At 42.5% G+C, this 25348-nt stretch carries 24 protein-coding genes, 1 tRNA gene and 1 pseudogene; 18 read left to right on the forward strand and 8 right to left on the reverse strand.

What is annotated here, in order from left to right; all coding sequences use genetic code 11:
* The first annotated feature begins 9 nt into the window (after window positions 1-9).
* The 4 genes from H2R00_RS04380 (at window position 10) to H2R00_RS04395 (ending at window position 3468) form a co-directional block, all read left to right on the forward strand.
* Window positions 10-1896 (forward strand): T7SS effector LXG polymorphic toxin, encoded by a 1887-nt coding sequence (locus H2R00_RS04380; protein ID WP_182070535.1) that lies wholly within the window; start codon window positions 10-12, stop codon window positions 1894-1896.
* An 18-nt stretch (window positions 1897-1914) separates the two neighbouring features.
* Window positions 1915-2379: an SMI1/KNR4 family protein gene (locus tag H2R00_RS04385; RefSeq protein WP_146874879.1), complete on the forward strand. Its 465-nt coding sequence runs from the start codon at window positions 1915-1917 to the stop codon at window positions 2377-2379.
* 147 nt (window positions 2380-2526) lie between these two features.
* The gene (locus tag H2R00_RS04390; protein ID WP_182070536.1) at window positions 2527-2694 is read left to right on the forward strand and encodes a hypothetical protein; all 168 of its coding nucleotides are present in this window, start codon (window positions 2527-2529) and stop codon (window positions 2692-2694) included.
* Between the two features lie 108 nt (window positions 2695-2802).
* Window positions 2803-3468, forward strand: a complete 666-nt coding sequence (locus tag H2R00_RS04395; protein ID WP_182070537.1) for a flagellar brake protein — start codon at window positions 2803-2805, stop codon at window positions 3466-3468.
* Window positions 3469-4179: 711 nt separating this feature from the next.
* Here the strand turns inward: H2R00_RS04395 and H2R00_RS04400 are convergent.
* Both H2R00_RS04400 and H2R00_RS21475 read right to left on the reverse strand, forming a co-directional pair.
* A complete protein-coding gene (locus tag H2R00_RS04400; protein WP_182070538.1) occupies window positions 4180-5325 on the reverse strand; it encodes a serine hydrolase in 1146 nt (381 codons plus the stop codon).
* A gap of 342 nt (window positions 5326-5667) precedes the next feature.
* Window positions 5668-5934 (reverse strand): hypothetical protein, encoded by a 267-nt coding sequence (locus H2R00_RS21475; protein ID WP_182071127.1) that lies wholly within the window; start codon window positions 5932-5934, stop codon window positions 5668-5670.
* 148 nt (window positions 5935-6082) lie between these two features.
* Between H2R00_RS21475 and fdhF the strand changes: the two genes are divergently transcribed.
* The 4 genes and pseudogenes from fdhF to H2R00_RS04425 all read left to right on the forward strand — a co-directional run bounded on the left by fdhF (window position 6083) and on the right by H2R00_RS04425 (window position 10451).
* A complete protein-coding gene (gene fdhF / locus H2R00_RS04410) occupies window positions 6083-9040 on the forward strand; it encodes a formate dehydrogenase subunit alpha (protein WP_182070539.1) in 2958 nt (985 codons plus the stop codon).
* Window positions 9033-9593, forward strand: coding sequence for a helical membrane plugin domain-containing protein (locus H2R00_RS04415; protein WP_154999770.1), 561 nt, complete (start codon window positions 9033-9035; stop codon window positions 9591-9593). Before fdhF ends, H2R00_RS04415 begins: the two co-directional genes overlap by 8 nt.
* A gap of 220 nt (window positions 9594-9813) precedes the next feature.
* Window positions 9814-10026: pseudogene (locus tag H2R00_RS04420) on the forward strand (DUF4352 domain-containing protein); the annotation flags it as partial.
* A 68-nt stretch (window positions 10027-10094) separates the two neighbouring features.
* Window positions 10095-10451, forward strand: a complete 357-nt coding sequence (locus H2R00_RS04425) for an MmcQ/YjbR family DNA-binding protein (RefSeq protein WP_154999771.1) — start codon at window positions 10095-10097, stop codon at window positions 10449-10451.
* A 242-nt stretch (window positions 10452-10693) separates the two neighbouring features.
* Here the strand turns inward: H2R00_RS04425 and H2R00_RS04430 are convergent.
* The 3 genes from H2R00_RS04430 to H2R00_RS21350 all read right to left on the reverse strand — a co-directional run bounded on the left by H2R00_RS04430 (window position 10694) and on the right by H2R00_RS21350 (window position 11443).
* Window positions 10694-10767, reverse strand: a tRNA-Arg gene (locus H2R00_RS04430).
* 124 nt (window positions 10768-10891) lie between these two features.
* Window positions 10892-11068: a YjfB family protein gene (locus tag H2R00_RS04435; RefSeq protein WP_003182594.1), complete on the reverse strand. Its 177-nt coding sequence runs from the start codon at window positions 11066-11068 to the stop codon at window positions 10892-10894.
* 240 nt (window positions 11069-11308) lie between these two features.
* Complete coding sequence (locus H2R00_RS21350; RefSeq protein ID WP_255204346.1) at window positions 11309-11443, reverse strand: hypothetical protein; 135 nt, start codon at window positions 11441-11443, stop codon at window positions 11309-11311.
* Window positions 11444-11544: 101 nt separating this feature from the next.
* On the opposite strand from H2R00_RS21350, the gene H2R00_RS04440 reads away from it, so the two are divergent.
* From H2R00_RS04440 to H2R00_RS04455, 4 genes are all read left to right on the forward strand, one after another.
* The gene (locus H2R00_RS04440; RefSeq protein WP_154999772.1) at window positions 11545-12063 is read left to right on the forward strand and encodes a hypothetical protein; all 519 of its coding nucleotides are present in this window, start codon (window positions 11545-11547) and stop codon (window positions 12061-12063) included.
* Between the two features lie 186 nt (window positions 12064-12249).
* Entirely contained in the window at window positions 12250-14031 is a 1782-nt protein-coding gene (recQ, locus tag H2R00_RS04445; protein ID WP_182070540.1) for a DNA helicase RecQ, read from the forward strand.
* A 237-nt stretch (window positions 14032-14268) separates the two neighbouring features.
* Complete coding sequence (locus H2R00_RS04450; RefSeq protein ID WP_182070541.1) at window positions 14269-15069, forward strand: 3D domain-containing protein; 801 nt, start codon at window positions 14269-14271, stop codon at window positions 15067-15069.
* Between the two features lie 159 nt (window positions 15070-15228).
* Entirely contained in the window at window positions 15229-16818 is a 1590-nt protein-coding gene (locus H2R00_RS04455) for a solute:sodium symporter family transporter (protein ID WP_154999775.1), read from the forward strand.
* A 75-nt stretch (window positions 16819-16893) separates the two neighbouring features.
* Here the strand turns inward: H2R00_RS04455 and H2R00_RS04460 are convergent, their stop codons facing one another.
* Window positions 16894-17403, reverse strand: coding sequence for a GNAT family protein (locus H2R00_RS04460; RefSeq protein ID WP_154999776.1), 510 nt, complete (start codon window positions 17401-17403; stop codon window positions 16894-16896).
* A gap of 230 nt (window positions 17404-17633) precedes the next feature.
* Here H2R00_RS04460 and H2R00_RS04465 point away from each other — a divergent pair, with 230 nt between their 5' ends.
* The 6 genes from H2R00_RS04465 to H2R00_RS04490 all read left to right on the forward strand — a co-directional run bounded on the left by H2R00_RS04465 (window position 17634) and on the right by H2R00_RS04490 (window position 23111).
* Entirely contained in the window at window positions 17634-18614 is a 981-nt protein-coding gene (locus H2R00_RS04465) for a hypothetical protein (protein WP_154999777.1), read from the forward strand.
* A gap of 152 nt (window positions 18615-18766) precedes the next feature.
* Window positions 18767-19300: a DUF420 domain-containing protein gene (locus tag H2R00_RS04470; RefSeq protein WP_154999778.1), complete on the forward strand. Its 534-nt coding sequence runs from the start codon at window positions 18767-18769 to the stop codon at window positions 19298-19300.
* A 169-nt stretch (window positions 19301-19469) separates the two neighbouring features.
* Window positions 19470-20675 (forward strand): glycosyltransferase family 4 protein, encoded by a 1206-nt coding sequence (locus H2R00_RS04475; RefSeq protein WP_154999779.1) that lies wholly within the window; start codon window positions 19470-19472, stop codon window positions 20673-20675.
* Window positions 20676-20688: 13 nt separating this feature from the next.
* A complete protein-coding gene (locus tag H2R00_RS04480) occupies window positions 20689-21246 on the forward strand; it encodes a hypothetical protein (RefSeq protein WP_154999780.1) in 558 nt (185 codons plus the stop codon).
* A gap of 192 nt (window positions 21247-21438) precedes the next feature.
* Window positions 21439-22086 (forward strand): DUF1796 family putative cysteine peptidase, encoded by a 648-nt coding sequence (locus H2R00_RS04485; RefSeq protein ID WP_154999781.1) that lies wholly within the window; start codon window positions 21439-21441, stop codon window positions 22084-22086.
* Window positions 22087-22124: 38 nt separating this feature from the next.
* Window positions 22125-23111: a polysaccharide biosynthesis protein gene (locus H2R00_RS04490; protein ID WP_154999782.1), complete on the forward strand. Its 987-nt coding sequence runs from the start codon at window positions 22125-22127 to the stop codon at window positions 23109-23111.
* A gap of 132 nt (window positions 23112-23243) precedes the next feature.
* Here H2R00_RS04490 and H2R00_RS04495 read toward each other — a convergent pair whose 3' ends face one another.
* Both H2R00_RS04495 and H2R00_RS04500 read right to left on the reverse strand, forming a co-directional pair.
* Window positions 23244-23894 (reverse strand): lysozyme family protein, encoded by a 651-nt coding sequence (locus H2R00_RS04495; RefSeq protein WP_234111866.1) that lies wholly within the window; start codon window positions 23892-23894, stop codon window positions 23244-23246.
* Between the two features lie 88 nt (window positions 23895-23982).
* The gene (locus H2R00_RS04500) at window positions 23983-25320 is read right to left on the reverse strand and encodes an APC family permease (RefSeq protein ID WP_154999784.1); all 1338 of its coding nucleotides are present in this window, start codon (window positions 25318-25320) and stop codon (window positions 23983-23985) included.
* Between the last annotated feature and the right edge of the window lie 28 nt (window positions 25321-25348).

Raw genomic sequence — 25348 nt, forward strand, 5'->3', positions numbered from 1 at the left:
GAGAATGCCATGAAGACTCTGGATGTTCAGGCGTTGCACAAAGCCATTGATCAAACGCTGGAACAATTAAAACACCAATCAGACGAAATCGTCACAGTCAAAAAAAGCGTTGAAGCCATCACATCGCTTAATGATGCTTTAAAAGGAAAAGGCGGCGATGCGATCCGCAACTTTTATAAAGAGTGCCACACCCCGTTCCTTCAGTTTTACGAAACTTTTATTGAGGAATATCAGTCAGCATTGAAAAAAATCAAACAAGCACTGAATTCCTTGGAACCGAATCACAACGGATTTATATCGCAAACCTTTCTCGAACACGAGCTGGAACAAGGGGTGAATGCAGCCGACCGCACAACGAAGCGTTTGGTATCTAAAACAAACGCCACGATCGCGAAGGTCAGTCATATTGTCGATTTGCCTGATTTGAATGACAGCGATTTTCACGAACAGAACAGGAAAGCCTTAAAGGAAATCAATCAGACAATTGAAAAGCTGCATGCTTTTGACCGCGAACAGACAAGCGCTCTTAAAACCGCTGAAAACGACCTGGAAACGATGCAAAGATACATAAGCCGGCTTGAAAAAATGTACACAGGGCCTAAAATTGAAATTACCGGCTATCAAAAAGGTTCGATTTTAAAACCGGATGAGATGGATGCTTTGCGCGGGGGCCAAGACACAGCGATGGGCGTCATGTTGGATAAGCTGGATAAGAGATCAAAGCTTGAAAAAGAAGTTAGCGAGGTTAGCAAACAGGATAATAAAATCGCTAAACTAAAGAAGAAGCTTGATGATTACAATTTTTCAACAGCTTCAGAGTTTTATGAGATGGCCACGGAAATTGGCTACGAAAACCTTTCCCCTCGGCAACAGCGGTATTTCAATCAAATTGAAGGCGCTCGAAATTTTGGCAACGCAATTAAAGGAAGCGCTGAAGGACTCAAAAATGCAGTTGTCGACACTGCTGTAGGCCTATGGGACATGGTCGTTCACGCAGACGAAACGATTGAGGGCATTAACTTTACGCTTCATCATCCTGATGTCACATTCAATATTATGAAAAAAGGAATTGAAGACTCGTATCAACGAGATGTCGTCAATGGTGATTCTTACACCCAAGCCAGATGGTTTAGCTATGCCATTGGAATGGTCGGTACATCGATTGTTGGCTCTAAAGGCGTTGACAAAGCAGCAAAAGCTGCCAAAGCGGGGAAGGTAGGGCAGGTCGCTGCCAAAGCAACTAAAGCTTCTAAAAAAGTATCGAAACAAGCTTTGGAAAAAAGCATAGCGTCTTTCAAGAAATCGATGCAAAGGGTTGCTTCAAACATAAAAGGGATTCAAATACACAACCCTTTTGCGCCGCAAATTCAGCTTGCAGGCGGGGGTAAAGTTCCTTATCATGCACTTAATGGGGAGCATATAAAAGACAGTCTTATTCAGTTTGCGAAGAAAGTCTCTGATATAAGCAGAAAACCGTTTACAGGAAAAAATATAAATGTACCTTGGTTAAATAAAGAAAGATTTGGCGCAGTAGAAATAGAAGGGGAAGTAAATGCAGCCGGAAAAAACAAGAATATTAACCGAAGAGTTTATACACTTAAGGATATTGACATAAACCAAAAGGACCGAAAAGGGAAAACCAACCTTCAGCGAATGAAAAAAGGAAATGCCCCTTATGCTAAAGATGGAACACTAGTCAACCTTCATCATTTAATTCAAGAAGAGCCAGGTCCAATGGTTGAAATCCCTTCCTCAGTACATCAGAACAATTTTAAAGTTCTACACGGTTTGAAAAAAGGTGGCGAGAGTTTTAGGAACGATAAAGAACTCCGGCTACAATATAACAACTTTAGAAAAAGGTATTGGAAATGGAGAGCAGAACAGTTTGAAAATTAAATTTGGTAGGTGTATAAAATGGATTACTCAAAAGTTCAAAATTTCATTGAAAAATATGCAGAAGAGGATGATTTTACAGGTGGCGTGAGTGAAGATAAGATAGCTGATATCGAGCATCACCTCAATGTTGTTCTTCCCGAAAGTTATAAATGGTTTTTAAAAAACTATGGCTCAGGTGGAATTTTCGGTGTGGAAATAATCGGATATGACCTTGAGGGGGCCTATGTTGTAGAGCAAACTGAGGACTATAGGAAATATTATGATTTACCCGATGGGATAGTTGTAATAGAGTATGTTGATGAGTTCTCCTATTGCCTCGATACAAATAAAATGGAAGACGGAGAGTGTCCTGTAATTGTATGGGCTAATGACGCAGGTTACGGAGATGTTGTTGCAAATAATTTTCTAGAGTTTTTCATGGAAGACCTGAAGGAGTCTAAAGAAAACTGGGAAGAAGACGAAGAGTGGGACGATGAAGAATAATTTAATATATTCAAGCACTTAATCTCTGATTGAGTGCTTTTTTTATATTCAAATCCGAGAAAAATCCGACAAAAAAGGGGATAAAATGGGGGACTTTTTCTATTCCATTTTGTCATACGATAGAGACAAGAAAAAAGAACGTGAATATTGAGTCCAAGAAGGAGGGCCTGCGGTCGCTTTTTTAACGCCGGAATGGGAGACACACCTATCCCTGATCAAATGATGTATCGAATGATGATGAAGGTCATCATGGTCACAGGAGAAGCGAATGGATTCTATGCAGTATTGCACGTGATCGTCATCACAGGGCGGTAAGATCCCGTTGATATTATAAGTCTTTCAATGCCTTCTTCTTTTCTTTTTTAAAATTATGTGTCATAGTACCGATATAATGATTAAGTAGAATTGAAAGAGTGATGTCCATTGTTATCTTTAGGAAATATTATAACAATAGAATTTGAAAACGAAATTCAGGAATATGTCCTTGCGAAAAGCAAAGTATTATCCATTGAAGAAAATGTTTTAAGAGTGCATTATCCTGTGGATGAAGAAACGGGGAGAACTGTTATTATTCCAACAAATACAGTAGCAACAGTTCATTTTATAAATGAGCAACAAGTCCCATATAAATTTAATAGTGTAATACAAGGCCGAGAGATCTATCAGGATATACCTGTATTAAATATGTATTTACCTGAAGAAGATCAAATGACAAAAATTCAAAGACGGCAATTTTTTAGAGTAAATACAACGATTCCTGTCACTGTTCGCCCATATGCATCTGGCTCAATGTTTAAAACATATACAGCAAATATCAGTGCTGGAGGCGCTGCGTTAATCATTGAAGAGACGCAAAAACACGAACCAGAAGAGGACTTGAATCTAAGTATCCATCTACCAAGTGAGGGGCATGATGAAACTGTGATTGACGTTCATGCTCAAGTCAAACGCACTTTCATAGATCGCAGAACAAACAAACAGATCATGACAGTTGAATTTATCAAGATGAGTGAACATGATGAACAAGCACTTGTACATTATTGTATAAAATTGCAATTGACAGAAAGAAGAAAATTGAAAACTGAATAAATGGAAGTCGAGGAAGACAGTGATCTGCCTAAAATCCCTTAATTAATTCAGAAGAGATGTTTCTTCCCCGCCATATACATTTATGAAAACCTGTTGGCGAGTTGGTATCATCAACTGCACTGAAGTGTAGTGACCCTTCACATGTAATAGATATTCTGCATGAAAACGGCAGATCGACAAGCAACATCGTCGGTGAAGCAGTGGAATCCTAGGTCGCGCCGGCCGATTTCAAAGTCAAAAAAGAAGCATGAGTTCTCGTCGCATAAGCCTTGAATGAGCTGTCAAAAAAGGTGACATTACCGGGTATTCAATGGCCGCGACCGCTGAAACAACGAAAAAAAGAGAAGCCTTTTTCCTTCTGCCAATGAAGAAAAAAGGCTTTTTAATTTACTGAAAAACTTCTTTTTTTAAGCAAAGCACAAAACACCAGTAGAAAAAGACGGTCGTAAGATTTCTGTGTCTAATTTAAATCAAAATACAACGGCTCATGCAGCTCTCGTCTGGCAGAAGCCAGTGAGAGGAATACGAATTGAGAAGATTGAGAAATTGCTTAATAACAAATTAAACCCGATCGAGACTTATTGAAAAAGAAACAGAATCGACGCCAGACGAGTCACAGGAGATATGATTATTGATTTCGAGAAACCAAGAATTGAAATTATATTTTGGCCAAATACGGCAGCGCGAGCGCGGTATTCCAATGGGGGATAGTCATGAAAGTGAACCAGGCAAATCTAAATTAGATAATTCTTTTTTGATATGGGCGCGGAAATTAGAGTCTTTTAGAAATTTCAACAGGAACCCATTCAAATTTCGAGAAAGTTTTGCTTTCTCGAATGCAGTTAAATCATCTGCAAAAAATGCAATTTCTGTATGGTTTCGATCTTTATCTGTCGCATATATTGCAATTGTAAGAATAAACGCAGTAGATCCTCCCTTTTGTCCCGCATGAACAAGCCATTCACGATTGTTTTGATTTCTCATTATTTGTTCCATAACAGGATCGAGATATTGATATACATCTGCACTAAAATATACTTTGCTGTTTAGCTTTTTCATAATGGATACATAGTCTCTAGTCGTTGATCGAGGCAAACGGTCGGACCAAATTTTTTGAAAATCCTTGTCCAAAGCTTTTCTTAATTGTTTTTTTTCTTGATCAGTTAGTGGCTGGCTCAGCCATCTATTATGAATTTCAACCGCTTTATTACGGTATTCATGCATGTCCATGTTTTTCATTACTTCTAGGACTTCTTTTTTCGATAAGTTCTTTTCATTCATCAGTTGGGCAGGTATATAGAGTGCACTTACAATGGGATACATAGGCTCATGCTTCAACATATCTAAGCTCTTTGGGACTTGATTGATGTTTTGAAGCCCCAACACCTCAATTAAGTATTCAGTATTTGCATTAGAACTGTAAGCAATCATCCCGTTGACTACCTCACATAATGGAACACGATCTATCTCTGTGCCTTTTTTCAATTGAGTAATCCAAGCCCTATGTGCACCGCCGTCTGTTTTCGGAATATAGAAATTCTCTAATTCCTTTAACCTTACTTCTTTTTGCGGATCGACTTTTCCTGCTGCTGCTTGTTGAGCATATTCAATGGCTAAGATGATTTTTACAGTACTTGCCAGAGGGAGTTGCTCGTTTACGTTAACATCAATCCAATTCTCATCATTGTGCTTTATGGATAATGAGACATTTCCGCTACCTGATTTTGCTTTAACAAACTGTACAATATACTCAGGATTTAACTTTTTTATTTCCCTCCGAAACATGAGAATACCGATTGCTATTACTAAACCAAGAGAAATTATTATACCGGCGATAATCCATAGTGCAATCTTCAATTTAACACTCCCTATAATGTTCAAATTACTATAGATACGAATTAAATAATGTTAGGTTTCAATTTCCTTCAGACCAGCTCTTATGATACACAGTCCAGAAACCTCTTCTCAGGATTTCTGAGCTTGATTACTTTGATACTTGAGCCGGAATCATAAGACCAGCGCTTTTAAGCAAGAGCAAACGTCATTTCTGCCTTTTTGATAATCTCCAGGTTTCTCATCGTAATCTTCCTTTTAAAATAAGCCGTCCCAAAAGGGGTTTAGAAGGGCTCACCAGGCATTATGATAAAAGAGCCGCCCCCTCCCGGATAATCGATATGAAACCGGGGCAAGAAAAGCTCATCAAAAACAGGAAGATCTTGCGAGCTGGCAATTGTAATGAAAAAGTGCTGGATGCCGGTAGCACATTTGTAAAAAAATCAGAGGAAGTATCAAATGGGTGTCAATGATTTTACCGGAACACGCGGTGGCTGATTGGTTTGTGTTTTCAGAGAGCGAGGTTGTTTGAGTTACGGCGTTTGCCGGTGTTGAAAAGGACGCCGCCCCAAAGCAGGAAAGAGAGCCTGTCAGTGCTGCTGCCGCGGTTAGAACAGACATTGTTTTTTTCATGCTGAACCCTCCATTTTCATCTACCCTCTCGTTTCCCGGTGATGATGCAATACAACATGTGAGTGCGCTTTGTATGTTTTATTGATCCCTTGTAAGGGAAGAGAAATGGGTAATTCGGTATATACACAAGCAAGAAAGGGGAATGGAGATGGCTGAACAGAAAAAAATCACAATAAACGGCGTTGAAATGGAAGCGTCTGAGGAACAGACGGTGCTGCAGCTTTTGAATAACAGTTCAATTGAAGTGCCGCAAGTTTGCTATCATCCAAGCTTAGGGCCGATTGAAACATGCGATACGTGCATCGTCAGCATCAATGGCGAGCTGAAGAGGTCGTGCTCCGCTGAATTAAAGGATGGCGACGTCATTGATACGCTTTCGTCTGATGTGAAAAAAGCGCAGGTCATCGGGATGGACAAGATTTTATATAATCATGAGCTTTATTGTACAGTTTGCGATTACAACAACGGGGGATGCGAAATACATAATACGGTGAAAGAAATGAAAGTCAATCACCAAAGCATCCCGTTTGACCAGAAGCCTTACCATAAGGATGAATCTCATCCGTTTTACCGGTATGATCCAGATCAATGTATTTTGTGCGGCCGTTGTGTCGAAGCGTGCCAGGACGTTCAGGTGACTGAAACGCTGACCATTGACTGGGAGCGAAAACGCCCGCGCGTCATTTGGGATAATGATGTGCCGATCAATGAGTCATCTTGTGTATCATGCGGCCACTGTTCTACCGTCTGTCCATGTAACGCGATGATGGAAAAAGGAATGGAGGGGGAAGCCGGATATTTAACAGGCATCAATAACGAAACACTGCGTCCGATGATTGAGATCACGAAAGGTGTAGAGACAGGTTACGGCTCGATCCTCGCCATTTCTGATATGGAATCCGCCATGCGTGATGAGCGAATCAAAAAAACGAAAACCGTCTGCACCTATTGCGGCGTCGGCTGCAGCTTTGATGTCTGGACAAAGGGCAGAGACATTCTGAAAGTTGAGCCGCAGGAGGAAGCACCGGCCAACGGCATTTCTACTTGTGTAAAAGGAAAGTTCGGCTGGGATTTCGTCAATAGCGAGGAGCGCTTGACAAAGCCGCTGATCCGCGAAGGAGACCATTTCCGTGAAGCGGAATGGGAGGAGGCGTTAACGCTGATCGCCAGCAAGTTCACGGATTTAAAAGAGGAGTTTGGCCCGGATTCACTTGCCTTTATTACATCTTCTAAATGTACAAACGAAGAATCCTACCTCATGCAAAAGCTGGCGAGAGGGATCATTGGCACAAATAATGTCGACAACTGTTCGCGCTATTGCCAATCTCCTGCAACTGCCGGCCTGTTCCGGACAGTCGGCTATGGCGGTGACTCAGGGTCGATTACAGATATCGCGGAAGCGGACCTTGTGTTGATTATCGGTTCGAACACTTCTGAGTCGCATCCGGTCTTGTCCACTCGCATTAAACGGGCTCATAAGCTGAGAGGGCAGAAAGTGATCGTAGCGGATATCAGAAAACACGAAATGGCAGAGCGCTCTGATTTATTTGTCCAGCCGCGTGCCGGATCAGATATCGTCTGGCTGAATGCGATCGCCAAATATTTAATTGAAAACGGCAAGGCCGATGAACGCTTTTTGCAGGAAAGAGTGAACGGACGGGACGAATATGTGAAAAGTCTCACGCCGTATACCCTTGAATATGCCGAGGAGAAAACCGGAATTGATCAAGAAACCCTCATCCAAATGGCAGAGATGATTGGTCAGGCTGACAGTGTATGCGCATTGTGGGCAATGGGGGTGACACAGCATATTGGCGGAAGTGACACGAGCACAGCAATTTCTAATCTGCTGCTTGTGACAGGAAACTACGGAAAACCGGGAGCAGGCTCTTACCCATTGCGCGGCCATAACAACGTGCAGGGAGCAAGTGACTTCGGAAGCATGCCTGACAGAATGCCGGGGTATGAAAAAGTGACGGACGAACAAGTCCGCCAAAAATACGAGCGGGCGTGGGGTGTGCCGCTGCCGAAGGAGCCGGGCATGACCAACCACGAAATGATCGAAAAAATCCATTCCGGCCAGCTGAAAGCGATGTATGTAAAAGGCGAAGAAATGGGTCTGGTCGATTCCAATATCAATCATGTACACGCCGCATATGAAAAGCTTGATTTCTTTGTGGTGCAGGATATTTTCCTTTCACGTACAGCCGAGTTTGCTGATGTTGTTCTTCCTGCGAGCCCGAGCCTTGAAAAAGAGGGAACCTTTACAAACACAGAACGCCGGATTCAGCGGCTATATCAGGTGTTTGAACCGCTGGGTGAATCAAAGCCGGACTGGCAGATTATTATGGAGGTTGCCAATAAGCTCGGTGCTGACTGGCACTATGAGCACCCTGGGGACATTATGGAGGAAGCAGCCATGCTGTCGCCGATTTATGCCGGCGTCACCTATGAGCGCCTTGAAGGCTACAACTCCCTGCAATGGCCTGTAAGCGCTGATGGAAAGGATTCGCCTTTACTTTTTACTGAGCGCTTCCCATTCCCAGACGGCAAAGCCATTCTCTATCCTGTTCAGTGGACAGAACCTGAAGAGTTCGGTGAGGAATATGATATCCACGTCAACAATGGGCGGCTCTTGGAGCATTTCCACGAAGGGAACCTGACCTACAAATCAAAAGGCATTTCGAAGAAAACACCGGAAGTGTTCTTAGAAATTTCTCCTGAACTCGCGGCAGAAAGAGGGATTCAGGACGGAACCCTTGTCAGACTCACATCGCCTTTCGGAAATGTCAAAGTGAAGTGCTTGATCACTGATCGTGTCAAAGGGAAGGAAGTGTATCTGCCAATGAACGATTCAGGGGCAGCAGCGATCAACCTGTTAACAGGCAGCCATGCTGATAAGGATACCGATACGCCTGCATACAAAGAAACATCAGCCAAGATAGAAATTTTGAAGCACGACGGAAGCAATCCGCTGCCTAAGATCAATCACCGCAACGGCAATCCGCAGCCGCAAATCGGTGTGCAGGTACAAAAGAAATGGGCGCGGAAGGATTATATTTTCCCTGGCGACGCTGTGAAAAGGGGGATTGGGCATAATGGCTAAAGCGATTAAACGAATTCAGAAAATCGAGATAACCGAAGAGGATCAGAGAAAGCGTGATATGAAAGAAATAGAAGATGCATTAGTCGAAAATAAGGAAGCCATTCTTGAAACGCTGCATATGATTGGCCACATGAACGAGCGTGGTGTTTTGCCATTGCTCCGCGGTCTTTTTGGTCAAGGAGATAAAGTTCTTGACATCTTAGTGAAAAAGGCAGATACAGAGGAAACGGCCAATACACTGAAAAATCTGCTTCTTCTGTTCGGTACGCTTGGCATGCTGGATGTAAAGAAGCTGGAACCTCTCATTTTGAAAGTGAATGCGGGTGTGGCAAACGCGGTGGAACAGAAGGACAGCGAAGAGAAAACAGGTTATTTTGATATCATTCGTTCGCTCAAAGACCCGGAAATCAACAAAGCAGTTACACTGCTTTTCTCCTTTTTAAAAGGAATGGGACAAGATACAAAGGAGCTGGAACGCACGACTCAGCCTCCAGAGCATCAAAAACATCATCAGGAACCCCGAGAGAAAAGGGGAATGAATAAGAGGGATTGACCACCCGCCCGAGCCGGCTGCTGCCAGCTCGGGTTTTTTGGTGAAAAGGTTTAATGAACTATTTAAAAATGTTCAAATACTAGGAAAAAGTAAGTTTGTGATGAATGAGATAGAAATAATCGTTGCTTTCTTACCTGTTAAGAAAAGGGGAAATATAAAAATCGATTACTTTAGATGGGGGAACAGCCTTGAAAAAAGTCTTATTCTATTGTTTGTCTTGATGATCGGGTTTGCGCATTCTGCGTGCAGCCAATCGAGTGATGCGTCAGAAAAGGAAAAACCCGAAAGAGAAAAAATCGCAAGAAGAGCTTGAAAAGGAACTTGGTTAGGAATTGAAAGAAGGTAATGTACCGAAGGCTAAGATGGATGATAAAATACATAAAATAGAGAAACATTTACAGGAGGACATACGAATTTAACAGTGAATAAAATTCACCATTGTTCCATCTGGGATCGGCAAATGCCGAAAATCTATTTAAGTTGTTGGAGGAATGATTCAGTATGTTAACAAGAGAAGATATCTTTAAGCACGTCAAAGAAAAATTCGGGACATCGCCAGATTACCCATTTCAAAAATTTCCAAACTATGCCGCTTTAAGACATGAATCTAACGAAAAATGGTTTGGTCTTGTAATGAATGTTTTTCCAGAAAAGTTAGGATTAGATGGAAATGACGAAATAGATATTCTGAATTTAAAATGCCCTCCCGAAATAAGTGGCAGTTTAAGAAATGGAAAGAGTATTTTACCTGGATATCATATGGATAAGGAAAATTGGATATCACTTGTTTTAGAACGTATAGATTCAGAAGAAGAAGTTTATAACTTAATTGAGCAAAGCTTTAATTTAACCAAGTAAATCGTGAAATTATCTTTCGCAAAAGTAACCAGAAAATGTTCAAACTTTTTTATAAAACCGAAACTTAAATTCGTTGGATAAGAATCCTTTTTGATTAATCTTTTTTTCAAAACGGGTTCTTTCTATAATATGTGGGTTCCAATGATGTTTTTGATCAACTTTATTTTAAAGCAACACAACACGGAAATTAACAAAAGAGGCAAACCCTTACGTACCAAGGGTTTGCCTCTTTACATTTAAAACGTCCCAGGAGAGATTCGAACTCCCGACACACAGCTTAGGAGGCTGTTGCTCTATCCACCTGAGCTACTGGGACACAGAACAATATTATAGTACAAAAACCTGAAAAAATAAAGAGGTTGCAGCGGTTTTTTCGAAAATTTCTTCGGGAAAACATACATCCGGCAGACTTCGCAGCCTGCTGAATGTATGTTTCGGTCTTAACCTTTCAGGTCAATATGATGTCCTGAAACGGGATGTGGGGCCTGCACCATGTCTACGAGCTGCTGTGCGCTTTGTTCGGCGGTGTCCAAAGCCGTCTTTGTCAGCGACATTTGCACGTTTTGATAAAGAGCGGCCTGACTCATGGCCATTGATAAAACAGCAATATCCAACATAACCACCTCCTTAACATGTGTATCGGTTAGAGAGGTGAGGACTTTACTCATATTTACTAATCTGACTATTCAATTTAATATAATTGTAAACCGATCCAGCGGCATCTTAAACCACATAAAAAAGAAGCCGTCTCTCAATACGGCCAATGATCGGTTCCTTGTTTGTCTCCGAATAAGGAAGATAGCTTGTTTTTCAGTTCGTTTGTATCTTCTGTGATTTCTCCACTTCCTGAGCATTGTCTAATGTTTTTTGTTGATTTCATTCTCAAAGAGGCTGATGATTCTATCATTCTGCTTGACAAGCGTTCGCAACATGGCAACGATGTTTCCTGCAAATCCGATCAATATGATCATCAGTATGATGATGATCCACATGGTAAACCACACCCCTTAATGCACAAAATTTTCCTTTCGATTCAACATTACCACCTGGTCTTTCACAAAACAACTTTCCTTTTGAAACGGAGGCTGATTTTATGGATTGGCTTGAATTTGTTTCTGCGATGGTTCAATCATTGGCATGGCCAGCTACCTTGATGATTTGCGTTTTGCTGCTAAAGGAGCCTTTGTCCGAACGGATGAAGGAATTGATCAAACTGAAATACAAGGATTTTGAATTGGAGTTTGACAAAAGGCTTCAGGAACTCGTCTCCGTACGGGAAAAAAGGTTATCGGGACTAACATCTGTACGGTCAGCATCGGCAGGGGAAAACATGATCGAAAGCGCTTGGTCTGATGTTCACAATGTTCTGCGGGAAACAGCCTCAACATTTGATCAAGATGCGATCCGCCTTGAAGGCGATGAGTTGATTCAAATGCTGCATGACCGCGGAGTTATAAAAGATGACGCGGCATCTGTGCTATCAGAGCTTTCCGCTCTGCGCCGGGATGCATCGGACGGAGCGAGCATTACCGGAGCCTTGGCATACAAAACGCTTTGCCTGGAGGAAGCGAAGCGCTTGCGGTTATTAGCTGAACAACAGACCGGGATTTAATGAACGGCGAACCTATTCATTTGATACTCTGACGCTTTACATCAGCGCCGGAGTTTTTTGCATTTGAGCTAAAAATGAATTTTCTTTATCGATTAGACGATTTTACGGGGAGAGACTGATTGCCGGTTGAAATATGATATCATGGGGGACAGGAAGAAGTTTATGATAAGAGAGGGTTTCATTTATATGCTAGAGAAAGCTGAAGCATTATTGCAGCACTATTATGGCTATCCTTCACTGCGTCCGGGGCAGAAGAAAGCCATTCAATCGGTCGTTTCTGAAAAACGAGATACAGCTTGCATTATGCCGACGGGCGGAGGCAAATCAATCTGCTACCAAATTCCCGCGCTCCTTATGGAGGGGACAACCATTGTGATCTCTCCTTTAATTTCCTTGATGAAGGACCAGGTGGATGCTTTAAATCAGCTTGGAATTCAAGCTGCGTACGTGAACAGTTCTTTAGGCCATGGCGAAATCGCTGAGCGGCTTTCCGTTTTAAAAGAAGGCGGCTACAAGCTGTTTTATGTCACACCTGAGCGGCTGACGTCTCCCGAATTTATTCGCGTGATTTCCCACCTTCATATCCCGCTGGCAGCGATTGATGAAGCTCATTGCATTTCACAGTGGGGCCACGATTTCAGGCCGAGCTACAGACATATTGAAGGCTTTTTAAATAGCCTCGGCACCCGTCCGGTCGTATTGGCTTTGACGGCTACCGCAACGCCCGAGGTTCATGAGGATATTTGCACACAGCTCGGGATCGAAAAAGAGAACACGGTTTTCACCGGTTTTTCACGGGATAATTTGACGTTTAAAATTTTAAAAGGCGAAAATAAGGATCGTTTTATTGAATCATATGTGGAGAAAAACCGCTCAGAGGCGGGAATTATCTATACAGCGACAAGAAAGGAAGCCGAAAGAATATCAAGCCGCCTCTCTCAAAAAGGAATTGCGGCCGGGTGCTATCACGGCGGGATGAATGATGAAGAAAGGGACCGGCAGCAGGATCTCTTTTTAAATGACGAGATCAGTGTGATGACAGCGACCTCAGCGTTCGGAATGGGCATCGATAAATCCAATATCCGCTATGTGATTCATGCTCAACTTCCAAAGAACATGGAGAGCTATTATCAGGAAGCAGGACGAGCCGGACGCGACGGTCTTGACAGCGAGTGTATTCTGCTATTTTCTCCTCAGGACATCCGGCTTCAGCGGTTTTTAATCGAACAGTCGACAGAAGATGAAGACATTCGGGCGCAAGACGTGAAAAAGCTGAGGCAAATGGTTGACTTTTGCCATACTGAGGGCTGTCTTGAACGGTTTATTCTTTCTTATTTTGGCGAAGTTCCGACTGAAGACTGCGGCAGGTGCGGCAGCTGTCTCGACACCCGCAGCATCACCGATGTGACGAAGGAAGCACAGATGGTACTGTCCTGCATCATCCGCATGGGAGAAAGATTCGGGAAAACCATGGTGGCGCAAGTTTTGGCAGGTTCGAAAAATAAGAAAGTGGCCGAAAACGGCTTCCAGCAATTATCGACTTACGGAATTTTAAAGAACCGGTCTATTGCCGACATCAGCGATTTTATAGAGTTTTTAATCGCAGATGAGTACATCCAGATGTCCGACGGAACATATCCTGTTCTTTTTGTCGCCAACAAGGGGCGAAACGTTTTGCTCGGCCAGGAAGCGGTGATGCGCAAAGAAAAAATGCAAACAAATCAAATCGTTAAAGATGACGAATTGTTTGAACGGTTAAGGGTGCTGCGCAGAAAGCTTGCCCAGGAACAAGGCGTGCCTCCTTTTGTTGTATTCTCTGACGAAACGCTGCGGGAAATGAGCGGGAAAGTCCCTCTGACAGACGAAGAACTATTGTCAGTCAAAGGAGTGGGAGAACAAAAAAGAGTAAAATACGGAGCGGTATTTCTACAGGAGCTTCAAGCCTATAAAACTGAGAAAGAAGCATAAAAACCCAAAATCATCATATGTAAAAAAAAATTTTTAGTAAATCTCCTATTGCAGTAAGAAAAAGATTGAAACCCTTGATACATCTGAATTTCGGCCGATTTTCGGGCGGCTGAAAATCGTTCTCGTAAAATAACTGTAATCAAAAACAAATTGTTTTGTTATTGATTTGACATTTTCATATGTTACGATTGCTCCTGTTAGCCGGACAATAAAAAGCTAACAAGGGAGGATTTACTTATGAAGAAGACGTTTATGTCCTTTGTTGCAGTTGCAGCATTATCTTCAACTGCATTCGGAGCGAGTGCCTCTGCAAAAGAAGTAACAGTCCAAAAAGGTGACACCCTTTGGGGAATCTCGCAAAAACAAGGGGTAAATCTGCAGGACTTAAAAGAATGGAATCAGCTTTCCTCAGACTTGATTATTCCAGGACAAAAGCTGAACGTTTCTGAAAAACAGACAGAAGAAAAGAAACAATATACCATTAAAAAGGGAGACACTCTCTGGAAAATCGCCCAACAATTCGGCGTTTCCGTGAACGACCTTAAAAATTGGAACAACATAAAATCAGATATCATTTACCCGAATACATCCATAACTGTTGACGGACAGGCGACGGTTCAAGCTGCTGCTGCGCAGCCTGCAGAAACAAAGCCTGCCGTACAGAAAGAAGCAAAAGTTGAGCAAGCTGCGCCTGCACCTAAGCAGGAAAAAGAAACGGCTTCCCGTTCAAACGATTCTCAAAGCGCTGCCAAAGAACTGAGGGTTACCGCGACGGCATACACTGCCAATGACGGTGGAATGACAGGCGTGACAGCTACGGGTTTTGATCTGAACGCCAATAAAAACGCCAAGATTATTGCGGTTGATCCAAACGTGATCCCGCTTGGATCCAAGGTGTATGTTGAAGGCTACGGAGAAGCGACTGCTGCCGACACCGGCGGTGCGATCAAAGGGAACAAAATCGACGTGTTTGTTCCGAGCAAATCCGCAGCAAAAAACTGGGGCGTTAAAACGGTTAAAGTAAAAGTTTTAAAATAATAGGTTTACCATTGATGGACACTGACCATGGAAGATGATCAGTGTCTTTTTTCTGTTTTCTGCATCTTTTTTTCTATTTTGATGTTTTTTTAGATCGGCAAATGGGTAGTTCAATAGATAAATACATATCAGCTGATCTAAAAAGGAGATGTAGAAGTATTGCTTTGGATTATCATGACATTTTTATTGATTAATGCAGGGATTTTTATTTTTTCTTATCTGAGGACAAAAGATATTAATTTGAAAACGTCAGACGGTTATTTTCTCGGCGGGCGCAGCCTCACTGCTCTCTATATCGGAAGTTCGCTGCTTTTAACCAATTTGTCGACGGAACAAATGGTTGGGTTAAACGGACAAAGTTATTCGGGAACGATGAGTGCCATGGCTTGGGAAGTTACAGCACCGCTTGCGCTCATTATGCTGGCATTTGTCTTTTTACCGAGGTATCTCAGTTCCGGAGTCACGACAATACCCGACTTTCTTGAAAAGCGCTATGATCAAAGAACGCGGCAAATCGTCTCGATCCTTCTGCTTCTGGGATATGCGACCTCGTTTCTGCCAACCGTTTTGTACTCCGGGGCGCTCGTTCTCGATCAAGTGTTCAACATTTCATCTGCGCTCGGAATCAATACGTTTACGACTGTTTTTTTAATCTCGCTTGTGATCGGGGCCGCAAGCTGCTGCTACATATTTTTCGGGGGACTCAAAGCTGCGGCCTCGGCTGATGCCATTTATGGCGTCGGTTTAATTGTTGGCGGTCTGTTCATCTTTGTGCTCGGAATCATGGCAATAGGCGATGGCAGCCTCTTGAACGGCTATACGGAGCTGACGAGTGTACATAAGGAAAAGCTGAATGCCATTACAGCGGACAACGCCGCAGAAGTCCCGTGGCCGACGATTTTTACGGGACTGCTTGTGAACAACTTATTTTATTGGGCTGTTAATCAGTCGATCGTTCAGCGGGCGCTCGGGGCCAAAAACTTGGCTGAAGGGCAGAAAGGCGCATTGCTGGCCGGTGTATTTAAAACGATCGGTGTGTTTTATCTCGTTCTTCCCGGCGTTATTGCTTATCATCTTTACGGAGGCCATATTCAAAACGCTGACACCGTTTATCCTAAGCTGATCGTTGATTTGCTGCCGACTGCACTTATCGGCGTCTTTGCCGCGATTTTATTCGGAGCGATTCTCAGCTCATTTAACGGTTCGTTGAACAGCACGATCACCTTGTTTACATTGGATTTGTACAAACCGCTCTTCAAGCCTGAGGCAAAAGAGGAAGAGCTTGTGAAAACGGGAAGGGTCTTTGTGGTGATCCTGGCCGCGGTATCGATTATCATCGCACCTTTTATTCTGTTTGCACCGTCTGGCCTTTACAATTATCTGCAGGAAATGTTCGGATTTTTCAATGTCCCTGTATTGGCTGCCGTCGTCGTTGGATTCTTTACAAAAAAAGTGCCGGCGCTTGCCGTGAAATGGGCGATATTTGCACACATTGTGTTGTATACCATCTCAAAATTCTATTTCGGCCATATTCATTTTCTCTATATATTGGCCGTTCTGTTTCCGTTTTCCGTCCTCTTGATGCTTTTCATCGGAAAATTAAAGCCAAGGCGGTCGGAATTCAAGCTTGAGAAAAATGCAAAAGTTGATTTGCAGCCATGGAAGTATGCCAAACTTGCTTCTGTTCTTGTAATTTGCCTGATGGCCTGCATTTATCTGTTATTTTCGCCTTGGGGTCTTGCCAAATAAAAAAGGCAGGGGATGTGCATTCATCCTCTGCCTTAATATGTTTTGTCCTTTTGCGTTATTTGCCTCTATTTTACCTTAAAGATCCTGCCACTGAATTTCGCCGGATTTTGAACTGGGATCGATCGTTACTTCAAAATGATGCTTTTCATAAAAATGGATCAGCCGGTCCACATGGTCCCAATCCCTTTCAGCGATGTCCCCAGTGATGACCGGAATGTTATGCTCGCGGGCTTTTTCTTTTAAATACTTCATACAGATTGAACCATACCCGTAGCCTGCCGGTCCTTTAATATCCCCGATATGAATCGCGCGTTTTTCTTCTGTGTAGGAAGCGACAAGAGAAAAATCACACCTCCCGCGGTACGGCGACTGGCAATCGCTTAACATGATCTTGCATGTCCGGCCATCATCAATCGAATGGACAATCATCCATTCATCGTCTTTCGATTGATCAATACCGAGCACTCGCGAATCTTTGGAGATATCCTTCATATTTTCACGCATCCGAAACAGTTGAAATTGCAGGTCGTTCAATTCCTTCTGCAAGCCGGAGCTGTCTTTTTGCAGTTCTTCATCCGTTATCATATAACTTGCTCCTTTCTATTAAAACATACAGTTTTCGATTATAGTAAAAAGAACGGCAATTTGCAAATGGGTTGCTAGAATTAAATTTTAATGTAATTTTAAACAAATTTTTCACATTCTCCGATTTTTTTGTGATAGAATTCTTATGACTTCTGGTACATTTACCTAGGATACGAGACAATTGATCCTCTTAAATCCCAGAAAAATCATGACAAAAGGAGCGTACGATTTTGAAGAAAAGAATTTTTTCTCTATTGATGCTGATGTCAGCTTTTGTTCTTGTATTAGCTGCATGTCAGCAGGCTGATCCAAAAGGATCTTACGCAGCAGCTTATAAAAAGCTGATTTCTGCGAAATCATACGAATTTTCAAGTGATATCGGCTTGAAAGTTGACGCATCCAACCTTGGAGCGGAAGATAAGCAAGTCGCTGATATGCTGAACGATGCAACATTAACGATCAGCGGAAAAACAAATGCTGAAACGAAGCAGTCTGAGGCTGTCATTAAAGCGAAGCTGAAAGTCCAAAACATGTCGCTTGATTTCGATATCCCGGTTTATATGGACGAAAAGAAACAAGTCGGCTACATCAAAATTGACAGCGTTCTCGACAGCTTCGGCTTGTTCCTTGGAACAGCCGGCATGAATTTTGACAGCGTCAAAGGTAAATACCTAGAATTCCCGCTTGAAGATGACAAAACTTCATCTCAAGACACGGATGAACTTCAAAAACAATTGATGGAATCCATCAAAGAAGCTGCGGACAATCTGCCTGCAGATAAGTTTGAAAAAGCTGATCTGACGGATAAAGAAAAAGAGCAGGGTGCTTCTCAAAAAGTCGCTTTCAGCTTTAGTGACAAAGAAATTAAAGCTGCGGTCGTCAAGTTCATCGAAATCGCCGGAAAAGCGAGCGGAGAAGCTGTTCCGAAGAGCGAGCTGAACAAGATTAAAGACGGACTGAAAGACGTTACATTCAAAAAATTTGATGTGACATCGACAATTGATGATAAAGAAAATCTTCTGACTGAAAATGCGGATATCTCTTTGTCTGTTGACAGCAAAAAAGCCCCTCAATCTTTCGGCATCACGGCATCTACGACTTACAAAAATATCGATGGTGACGTAAAGTTTGAGCATAAACCGAATAAAGAAGATATCGTAACTGAAGAAGAATTCGAAAAATTAATGGCTCAAGATGCTATGAATTTCTAAGGCATCCGCCTGTGTTCCCTTCCTCGTTTAAGAGGAGGGGAATTTTTGTATATTCTGTGACTAAATTCTGACGAAAAGCCGAAAACGTTGACATTCCTCCTGAATTTGAATACGATTTTGATAGCTTGCACAAATAGGAGAGATTGCCCGATATGACTCATAAACAAAAAAATAAAAACTACACAGGCATTGTGGTTGCTCTGACGATTATGATAAACGGCGTCATTGCCCTCTTGTTTTTCATGCCGAAAAGCGACAAATTCGCTCATTTGGATTTGACTTTTCTGCCGCTTTTGAACGCTGTCTGCAACAGTTTCACATTCATTTTTCTAGTGGCTGCACTGATCATGATTAAACAGAAAAACATTAAAGCGCACAAACGGTTTATTTTTGCCGCTTTTACGACAACGTTCATCTTTCTCGTTTCATACTTAACTTATCATTCCTTGATGCCTGACACTCATTTTGGCGGGGAAGGGATCATAAGACCGATCTACTTTTTTATTTTGATCACACACATTGTCTTGTCGGCATTAATCGTTCCCTTGGCACTGTTTACGCTGTTCAGAGGCCTGAGCATGCAGGTGGAACGCCACCGCAAAATCGCCCGCTGGACGATGCCGCTTTGGCTGTATGTCAGCCTGACAGGTGTTCTCGTCTATATGATGATTTCCCCATACTATTAAAAGCCGGAGAATCCGGCTTTTTTTTGTTCCCGCAACATTCTTCTCTTTTAAAAGCGATTTTCCTCTGGTACAAAAATATATCCTGAAATAGATGATCGTCTACACAAGATATGGAAATAGGAATATAAATAATTAGAGCTTTTTATAGAAATGAAAAAGGGAGATGGATATGAAAATTTTGCTTGCCACTTATTGGAATATACCCCATGTAGGTGGTGTATGGACATATATGGAGCAATTAAAAGAAAAGCTGGAGTCCTTAGGACATGAAGTGGATTTGCTCGGATATGGAGAAGAGAGCAGTATCGTTCATATCGTAGATGAAAACCGCAGCGTCAAAAAAGATGAGCTGCTTCCATTAGTTAAAGCGATGATGAGCGAAGAGAAGTATCCGGAAATATACGCAAATCAATTGGTCAGCTATACTGAGCTTCAGCGTTATGTCTATGAGCTGGGCGCTGCCTATTTGGGACTTGACAAATATGATCTAATTCATGCACAGGATATCATTTCAAGTACATGTATCAAGCGTGTTATGCCTAAAGATCAATTGCTTGTCACGTCGCTTCACGGCAGTGTCGCATATGAAATCAGAGATCAGCTCAACACCATCCACAGATCGTCGACTTCCTATGTTGCAAAGGCATATTTTGACCACCTAGAAACAATAGGTGCGATGTCTGGCGATACGGCGATTGTTGCAAACAACTGGCTTAAAGATATTTTGACGGAAGAATTTGAAGTGCCGGAAGAAAAAATCCTTGTTTCTCAGTACGGCTATGATATTGACGGATTTCTGGGACGGATGAACACAAAGGCAGCTGATATGCCTTTAACAGATAAGAAAGTGATCCTTTTTACCGGAAGAATGATTGAAAATAAAGGTATACATCACTTAATTGAATCACTAGCTCTATTAAAAAACCGTCGAGACGATTGGGTATGCTGGCTGGCAGGAGAAGGGGAAAAGCTCGCCGGACTCAGAATTCAAAGCGAGCAGCAGGGGCTTGATGATAGCGTCGAATTTCTGAGAAATCGGAAAGATGTGCCTTACTTGTTATCCCTCGCTGATATATATGTTCTTCCAAGTCTTTTGGATAACCAGCCTTTATCTTTAATTGAAGCTCAAATTGCCGGGGTTCCTGCAATTGTCAGTGATGCGGGAGGTTTGCCGGAAATGGTAGAGCATGAAGTGACCGGCCTTATCGTGTCAAAGGGAGATGTGAATGCACTGGCAAATAGTTTAGAACGATTGCTGGAAGACGATGATTTTAGAAATCAATTGGGGAATAACGCCAGGGAGTTTGCTAGGAAGCATTGGGATATGGATGAAGCCGTCACTAGGGTCCTTGATATTTATCAAAATGAGAAATAAGGAGTGAAATTGAATGAAATCTTTAATTATTAATCACTTGTTTGAGGGTTTAAATAAAGAAATAGATGCTGAATGGTGGGCAAAATATGTGGATCTGCTGGTCGAATTCACCGAAGAGCGGAATAGTCAGACGCAAGATAGCTCAACGGCATCCGCAGAATCAGATACAGATGTGAGTGAATCTGTCGATGAGAGCCTTAAACCTTTAATAGCAGAGCTAAAAGATATTTTTGAAGATATGAATAGCAGCATTTTGGAGAATAATAATAAAGTTTTAAAGGATATTCTAGGGGCTGCAGCTCAAGGAATTGATCGCAATGTTTTAGAGGAAATCATCGAGTCAGTGCGTAAAGAAGTCAGAGTGTCTGATCCCGAAACGGCAGAGTCTTTAGAAACGTTTAAAGAGTCGACTGACAATAATACGGTTACTAGCTCTACTGAAAGTTTGGAACGGTCAGTTGTAGAAACACTTACAGAATCACTGCCCGAAGACCACACAATCCCAAGCCCCGAAACTGTAAAGGTGCTTAAAGCAGTTCAAGAAAATCGTAATGAAAGTGAAAACAATTAAAAATAAAAAGCCTTCGCAATCCGAAGGCTTTTTATTTTTTTGTATTCTTATTATTTCAAATTGAAATTAAATGCAGTAGGTAGCTGTCTTTTACCTTTTTCCGTTACGAGGCATACAATACTATCAGCAGTATATCTTTTTCCTATTAATGAAGAACATAAAATAGGAGGGGAACGATGAGGTGTTAGATAGATGAATTTAAAAGACATTAAAGGTCAATATGATGCCGTCTTTAGTCTGGGACATCTTTGTTTAGCGGCCATTCAGCTGAGAAATAATGATTTAAGGCCGTTTGCAGGCCCTCTGGACTGGGTTACCACGAATTCTCTCTCAGATCTCAATCGGCTTCTTAGAAATCGCTTTACCGGCTTTATGGATTCTAAAAATATCAGAGTCATTGGCTATAATACAGGTGAAAAAAAAGAAGAGGGATCTACTATCTATGTTTCAGATGACTTTTATAACATTGGCTCTGTTCACGATTTTGACGCGGATCAAAATACGCTTGATCAATTGATCACTTATCCTGAAGTGATGGAGAAGTACAACAGAAGGATTAACCGCTTTCTGAAGAAAGTTTCAACAGGCAATCGCATCCTATTTGTCAGGACAGAAGGAGAAGGCAGCTTTGAAGAAGCACAGGAACTTGAACTTGTTTTGTCAGATTTGGTTCAGCATGACTTTAACGTACTTCTGGTGAAGCACTCGAAGGTGGATGGGATTGTAGAGAAAAATTGGCCATTAGAAAAGACTTGCACTGTTGAACTGCCGGACAAAGAGATATGGGAGTCAAACAATGATCTATGGGCATCGTTGTTTCAAGGAATCACTCTCGTTTAAACCGGATTTTTTTGGAGTTTACCAGAGGAGGAAAAGAAATGTTTGAAAATAAAACGATATTCATTACTGGAGGAACAGGCTCATGGGGCCAGGAACTCATACTTCAGCTGCTATCCTTAAACCCTAAAAAGCTCATTATATTTTCCAGAAATGAAGAAAGACAAGTTCAAATGAGAAGGCAGATTGAAGATCCGAGATTGACGTTTTTCATCGGGGATATCAGAGATCGGAAAGCGCTGAATACAGGATTAAAAGGTGTCGACTATGTCTTCCATTTAGCAGCGCTGAAGCATGTGCCGGTTTGTGAAGAACAGCCGCTCGAAGCATTAAAAACGAATGTCACGGGGACGGAAAACGTCATTGAAGCAGCGATCGAAAACGGCGTTAAAAAAGTCATCAACGTCTCGACTGACAAAGCGGCTGACCCTGCCAACTTCTACGGAATGACGAAAGCGATCGGCGAGAAGCTGATCGTATACGCAAACCATCTGTATTCAGACACGGGTTTTATTTGTGTAAGGGGAGGAAATGTGCTCGGAAGCAGCGGAAGCGTTCTTCAGCTTTTTAAAGACCAGATCAGGGAAAAGAACCAGGTCGCCATCACAGACAAAAGAATGACCCGTTTCTTCCTCACGAAGGAAAAAACGATCCAGCTTTTATTAAAAGCGGCTGAAAGCGGTCAAGGCGGGGAAATTTTCATTATGAATTCGCCGGCCTGCAGAATTTTAGACATGGCTGAAGTGCTGATCGAAGCTTACGGAAACGACAAAACGGCCATCGCAGAAACGGGGGCAAGGCCGGGGGAAAAGCTTCATGAACTGTTGATTTCACCTCATGAACGGCAGCATGCTGTTTCATTTACAGATGACCTCGCGGTGGTGCTTCCTGCAATCAAAATGCCTGAACTTCATAAAAAGTATGCGGGTTGTCAGCGTTTAGAAACAGATCACTTGAGCTCAAAAGACTTTTTAATCTCAAAAGAGGAAGTAAAAGAAATGCTGAAAGAAGGCGGTTTTTTGGAGTAGAAGGATTGACCAAAGCGTTAAGAGGAATACGCGAACTGATGACAAGCATGGCATGCGGCTGCAGGCGATGCTTACGTTCGCTCCTCTAAAACAGGACAAGCCGGGCGAAAAATCACCCGGCCTGCCGTTTTGTCAATGTTCAAGTGTTAATCCTTCGATATGTTCTTCGACTTTTTTTGTGCGTTCCATTACTTTTTCCGAGTAAGAGTAATCCCCGTAGCAATAAGGGTAGCGGAAATTGTTTGTATCTCCGCCGCAATTATACAGGTCGGGGTTCTTTTTGACTTGTTCTTCGGAAAATGCCTTTGCCAGCTTCTCTGAGTGCTTTCCGCCGTGTTTTGAGACATAGTCGATATAACCCGATCCCATGTTATAGCTTTGGATGATCGTTTCAATATCGACACCTTTTTTCTGTCCCTTTTTATACATTGCTGTAAAATGGCGCACACCTTGCTTAATGCTTGCTTTTGGATCGTCAATCTCATTTCGCTTCATACCGAGAGATTCCGACGACTGCATCGGATCACCGCCTCTGCCTTTTGACTCTTGATACATCATGCCCAATAAAAGAGCGGTGTATTGTGAAAGACCCTGTTCATCGAGTTCTTCTTCAACAAGAGGCTTGTAATCTTTTAATCTTTCAAGAATATTAGATTCAGTGTCAAGAGGAAGCCATTTTAATTGTTCCAGACCGGAGATGGCAAAGAAAATGATCAAGGGAACAAACACAAAAAAAGACAAACAGCCAGCTCCGGCTAAACATCCTGATTTCTTTTTCTTCAATGGTTTCACCTCTGTAGCGCCCTGATGCAAAACAGTATACAGCCTCATTTATTATGACATATATCTTCAAGAAGACCAAGCGATATATCTATCTTGGATCGCGGTCAAAGCCGAATGTGACGTCAGGAAGAGAACGGATCCTGAACAAAAAGTATATAAAACCGGCGATCAGCCAGCCGGCTCCAATCATGAGCGCATTTTTGCTGATGCTAAGCAGCAGCCAGCCGCAGAAAGAGGCCCCCAAAAAGGGCAGAACCAAATAGCGAAGCGTTTTTAAAAATCCTCTTTCCTGTTTTCGAATGTAGTAATGGCCGATGACAGACAGGTGGACAAAAATAAATCCGATCAGCGCGCCGAAACTGATGAATGAATAGATGACCTCTAATTCCCCGATCATGGCCGTCAAAGAAATCAGCCCGATGAACATAATATTAAACACCGGCGTCTTTAAAGTTGGATGCACATAGCCGAAAAAGCGTTTCGGAAGAGAGCTGTCCCGCCCCATTGCATACAAAAGCCGCGAAGCGCTCGCATGCGAAGAGAGCGAGGATGAAATGACCGCGACCATCGTTCCGGCCAGAAAGAAGGACTTTAAAAAAGCGCCTCCTGTATATAGGGCTATTTCCAGCGATGCCGAATCTGCATGCCGGAAGTTATCATAGGACGGATAAATTTGCTGCATCAAATAAGAAATCGCCGTAAACAGCGTTCCGCCGACCGCCACTGTTAAAAAGATTGCTAACGGAATATTTTTCTTCGGGTTGACCGTTTCTTCAGACATTGTGGAGATCGCATCAAAGCCAAGAAACGAAAAACACAAAATCGTCGCACCTGATACAATCAGGGAAGGTTCGATGTCAGAACGGAAAAACGGATCGGCTGAAATCAGCTCGCCCGTCCCGAGGCCGTCTGCCAGCCCGGCGATCATAAATCCGGCAAAAGTCAGGGCGACGATTACTTGAAAAGCGACGAACAGCCCTGTAATATTAGCGGTTAGTCTGATGCCTAAAATATTGACGACGGTAATGGATAAAGCGAGCAGAACGACCCAAAAACCATGCGGCACTTCAGGAAAAGCCGCCGTCAAATAAGCGCTCCCGATCGCAAAGTTGACCATCGGCAAAAATAAATAGTCCAGCATGATCGTCCAGCCGGCTAAAAATCCCGCATGCGGATGAATGCTTTCATATGCATATGTATAAACCGATCCCGCTTTTGGATAAGCCTTGACCATGCTGCCGTAGCTCAAAGCGGTCAAAAGGAGTGCGGCAACAGTGAATACGTATGCCGCCGGAACGTGCCCCTTTGTCAGTTGTGCGACCACTCCGTATGAATCAAATACGACGAGCGGGTCCATATATGCAAGGCCGATCACAACGAGCGGGCCGAGTGTAAGACTTCGTTTAAGCGCAGTTTCGTTTTTCAATGACTTCTAAATCTCCTTATGTAAAAAA

The sequence above is a fragment of the Bacillus haynesii genome, from assembly GCF_014042035.1.
Taxonomy (GTDB): Bacteria; Bacillota; Bacilli; order Bacillales; family Bacillaceae; genus Bacillus; species Bacillus haynesii.

Coding starts and splice junctions, on each gene's coding strand:
- H2R00_RS04380 (WP_182070535.1), top strand. CDS start 10: ATGAAGACTCTGGATGTTCAGGCGTTGCACAAAGCCATTGATCAAACG.
- H2R00_RS04385 (WP_146874879.1), top strand. CDS start 1,915: ATGGATTACTCAAAAGTTCAAAATTTCATTGAAAAATATGCAGAAGAG.
- H2R00_RS21475 (WP_182071127.1), bottom strand. CDS start 5,934: ATGAAAAAAACAATGTCTGTTCTAACCGCGGCAGCAGCACTGACAGGC.
- fdhF (WP_182070539.1), top strand. CDS start 6,083: ATGGCTGAACAGAAAAAAATCACAATAAACGGCGTTGAAATGGAAGCG.
- H2R00_RS04415 (WP_154999770.1), top strand. CDS start 9,033: ATGGCTAAAGCGATTAAACGAATTCAGAAAATCGAGATAACCGAAGAG.
- H2R00_RS04425 (WP_154999771.1), top strand. CDS start 10,095: ATGTTAACAAGAGAAGATATCTTTAAGCACGTCAAAGAAAAATTCGGG.
- H2R00_RS04435 (WP_003182594.1), bottom strand. CDS start 11,068: ATGTTGGATATTGCTGTTTTATCAATGGCCATGAGTCAGGCCGCTCTT.
- H2R00_RS21350 (WP_255204346.1), bottom strand. CDS start 11,443: ATGTGGATCATCATCATACTGATGATCATATTGATCGGATTTGCAGGA.
- H2R00_RS04440 (WP_154999772.1), top strand. CDS start 11,545: ATGGATTGGCTTGAATTTGTTTCTGCGATGGTTCAATCATTGGCATGG.
- recQ (WP_182070540.1), top strand. CDS start 12,250: ATGCTAGAGAAAGCTGAAGCATTATTGCAGCACTATTATGGCTATCCT.
- H2R00_RS04450 (WP_182070541.1), top strand. CDS start 14,269: ATGAAGAAGACGTTTATGTCCTTTGTTGCAGTTGCAGCATTATCTTCA.
- H2R00_RS04460 (WP_154999776.1), bottom strand. CDS start 17,403: ATGATAACGGATGAAGAACTGCAAAAAGACAGCTCCGGCTTGCAGAAG.
- H2R00_RS04470 (WP_154999778.1), top strand. CDS start 18,767: ATGACTCATAAACAAAAAAATAAAAACTACACAGGCATTGTGGTTGCT.
- H2R00_RS04475 (WP_154999779.1), top strand. CDS start 19,470: ATGAAAATTTTGCTTGCCACTTATTGGAATATACCCCATGTAGGTGGT.
- H2R00_RS04480 (WP_154999780.1), top strand. CDS start 20,689: ATGAAATCTTTAATTATTAATCACTTGTTTGAGGGTTTAAATAAAGAA.
- H2R00_RS04485 (WP_154999781.1), top strand. CDS start 21,439: ATGAATTTAAAAGACATTAAAGGTCAATATGATGCCGTCTTTAGTCTG.
- H2R00_RS04490 (WP_154999782.1), top strand. CDS start 22,125: ATGTTTGAAAATAAAACGATATTCATTACTGGAGGAACAGGCTCATGG.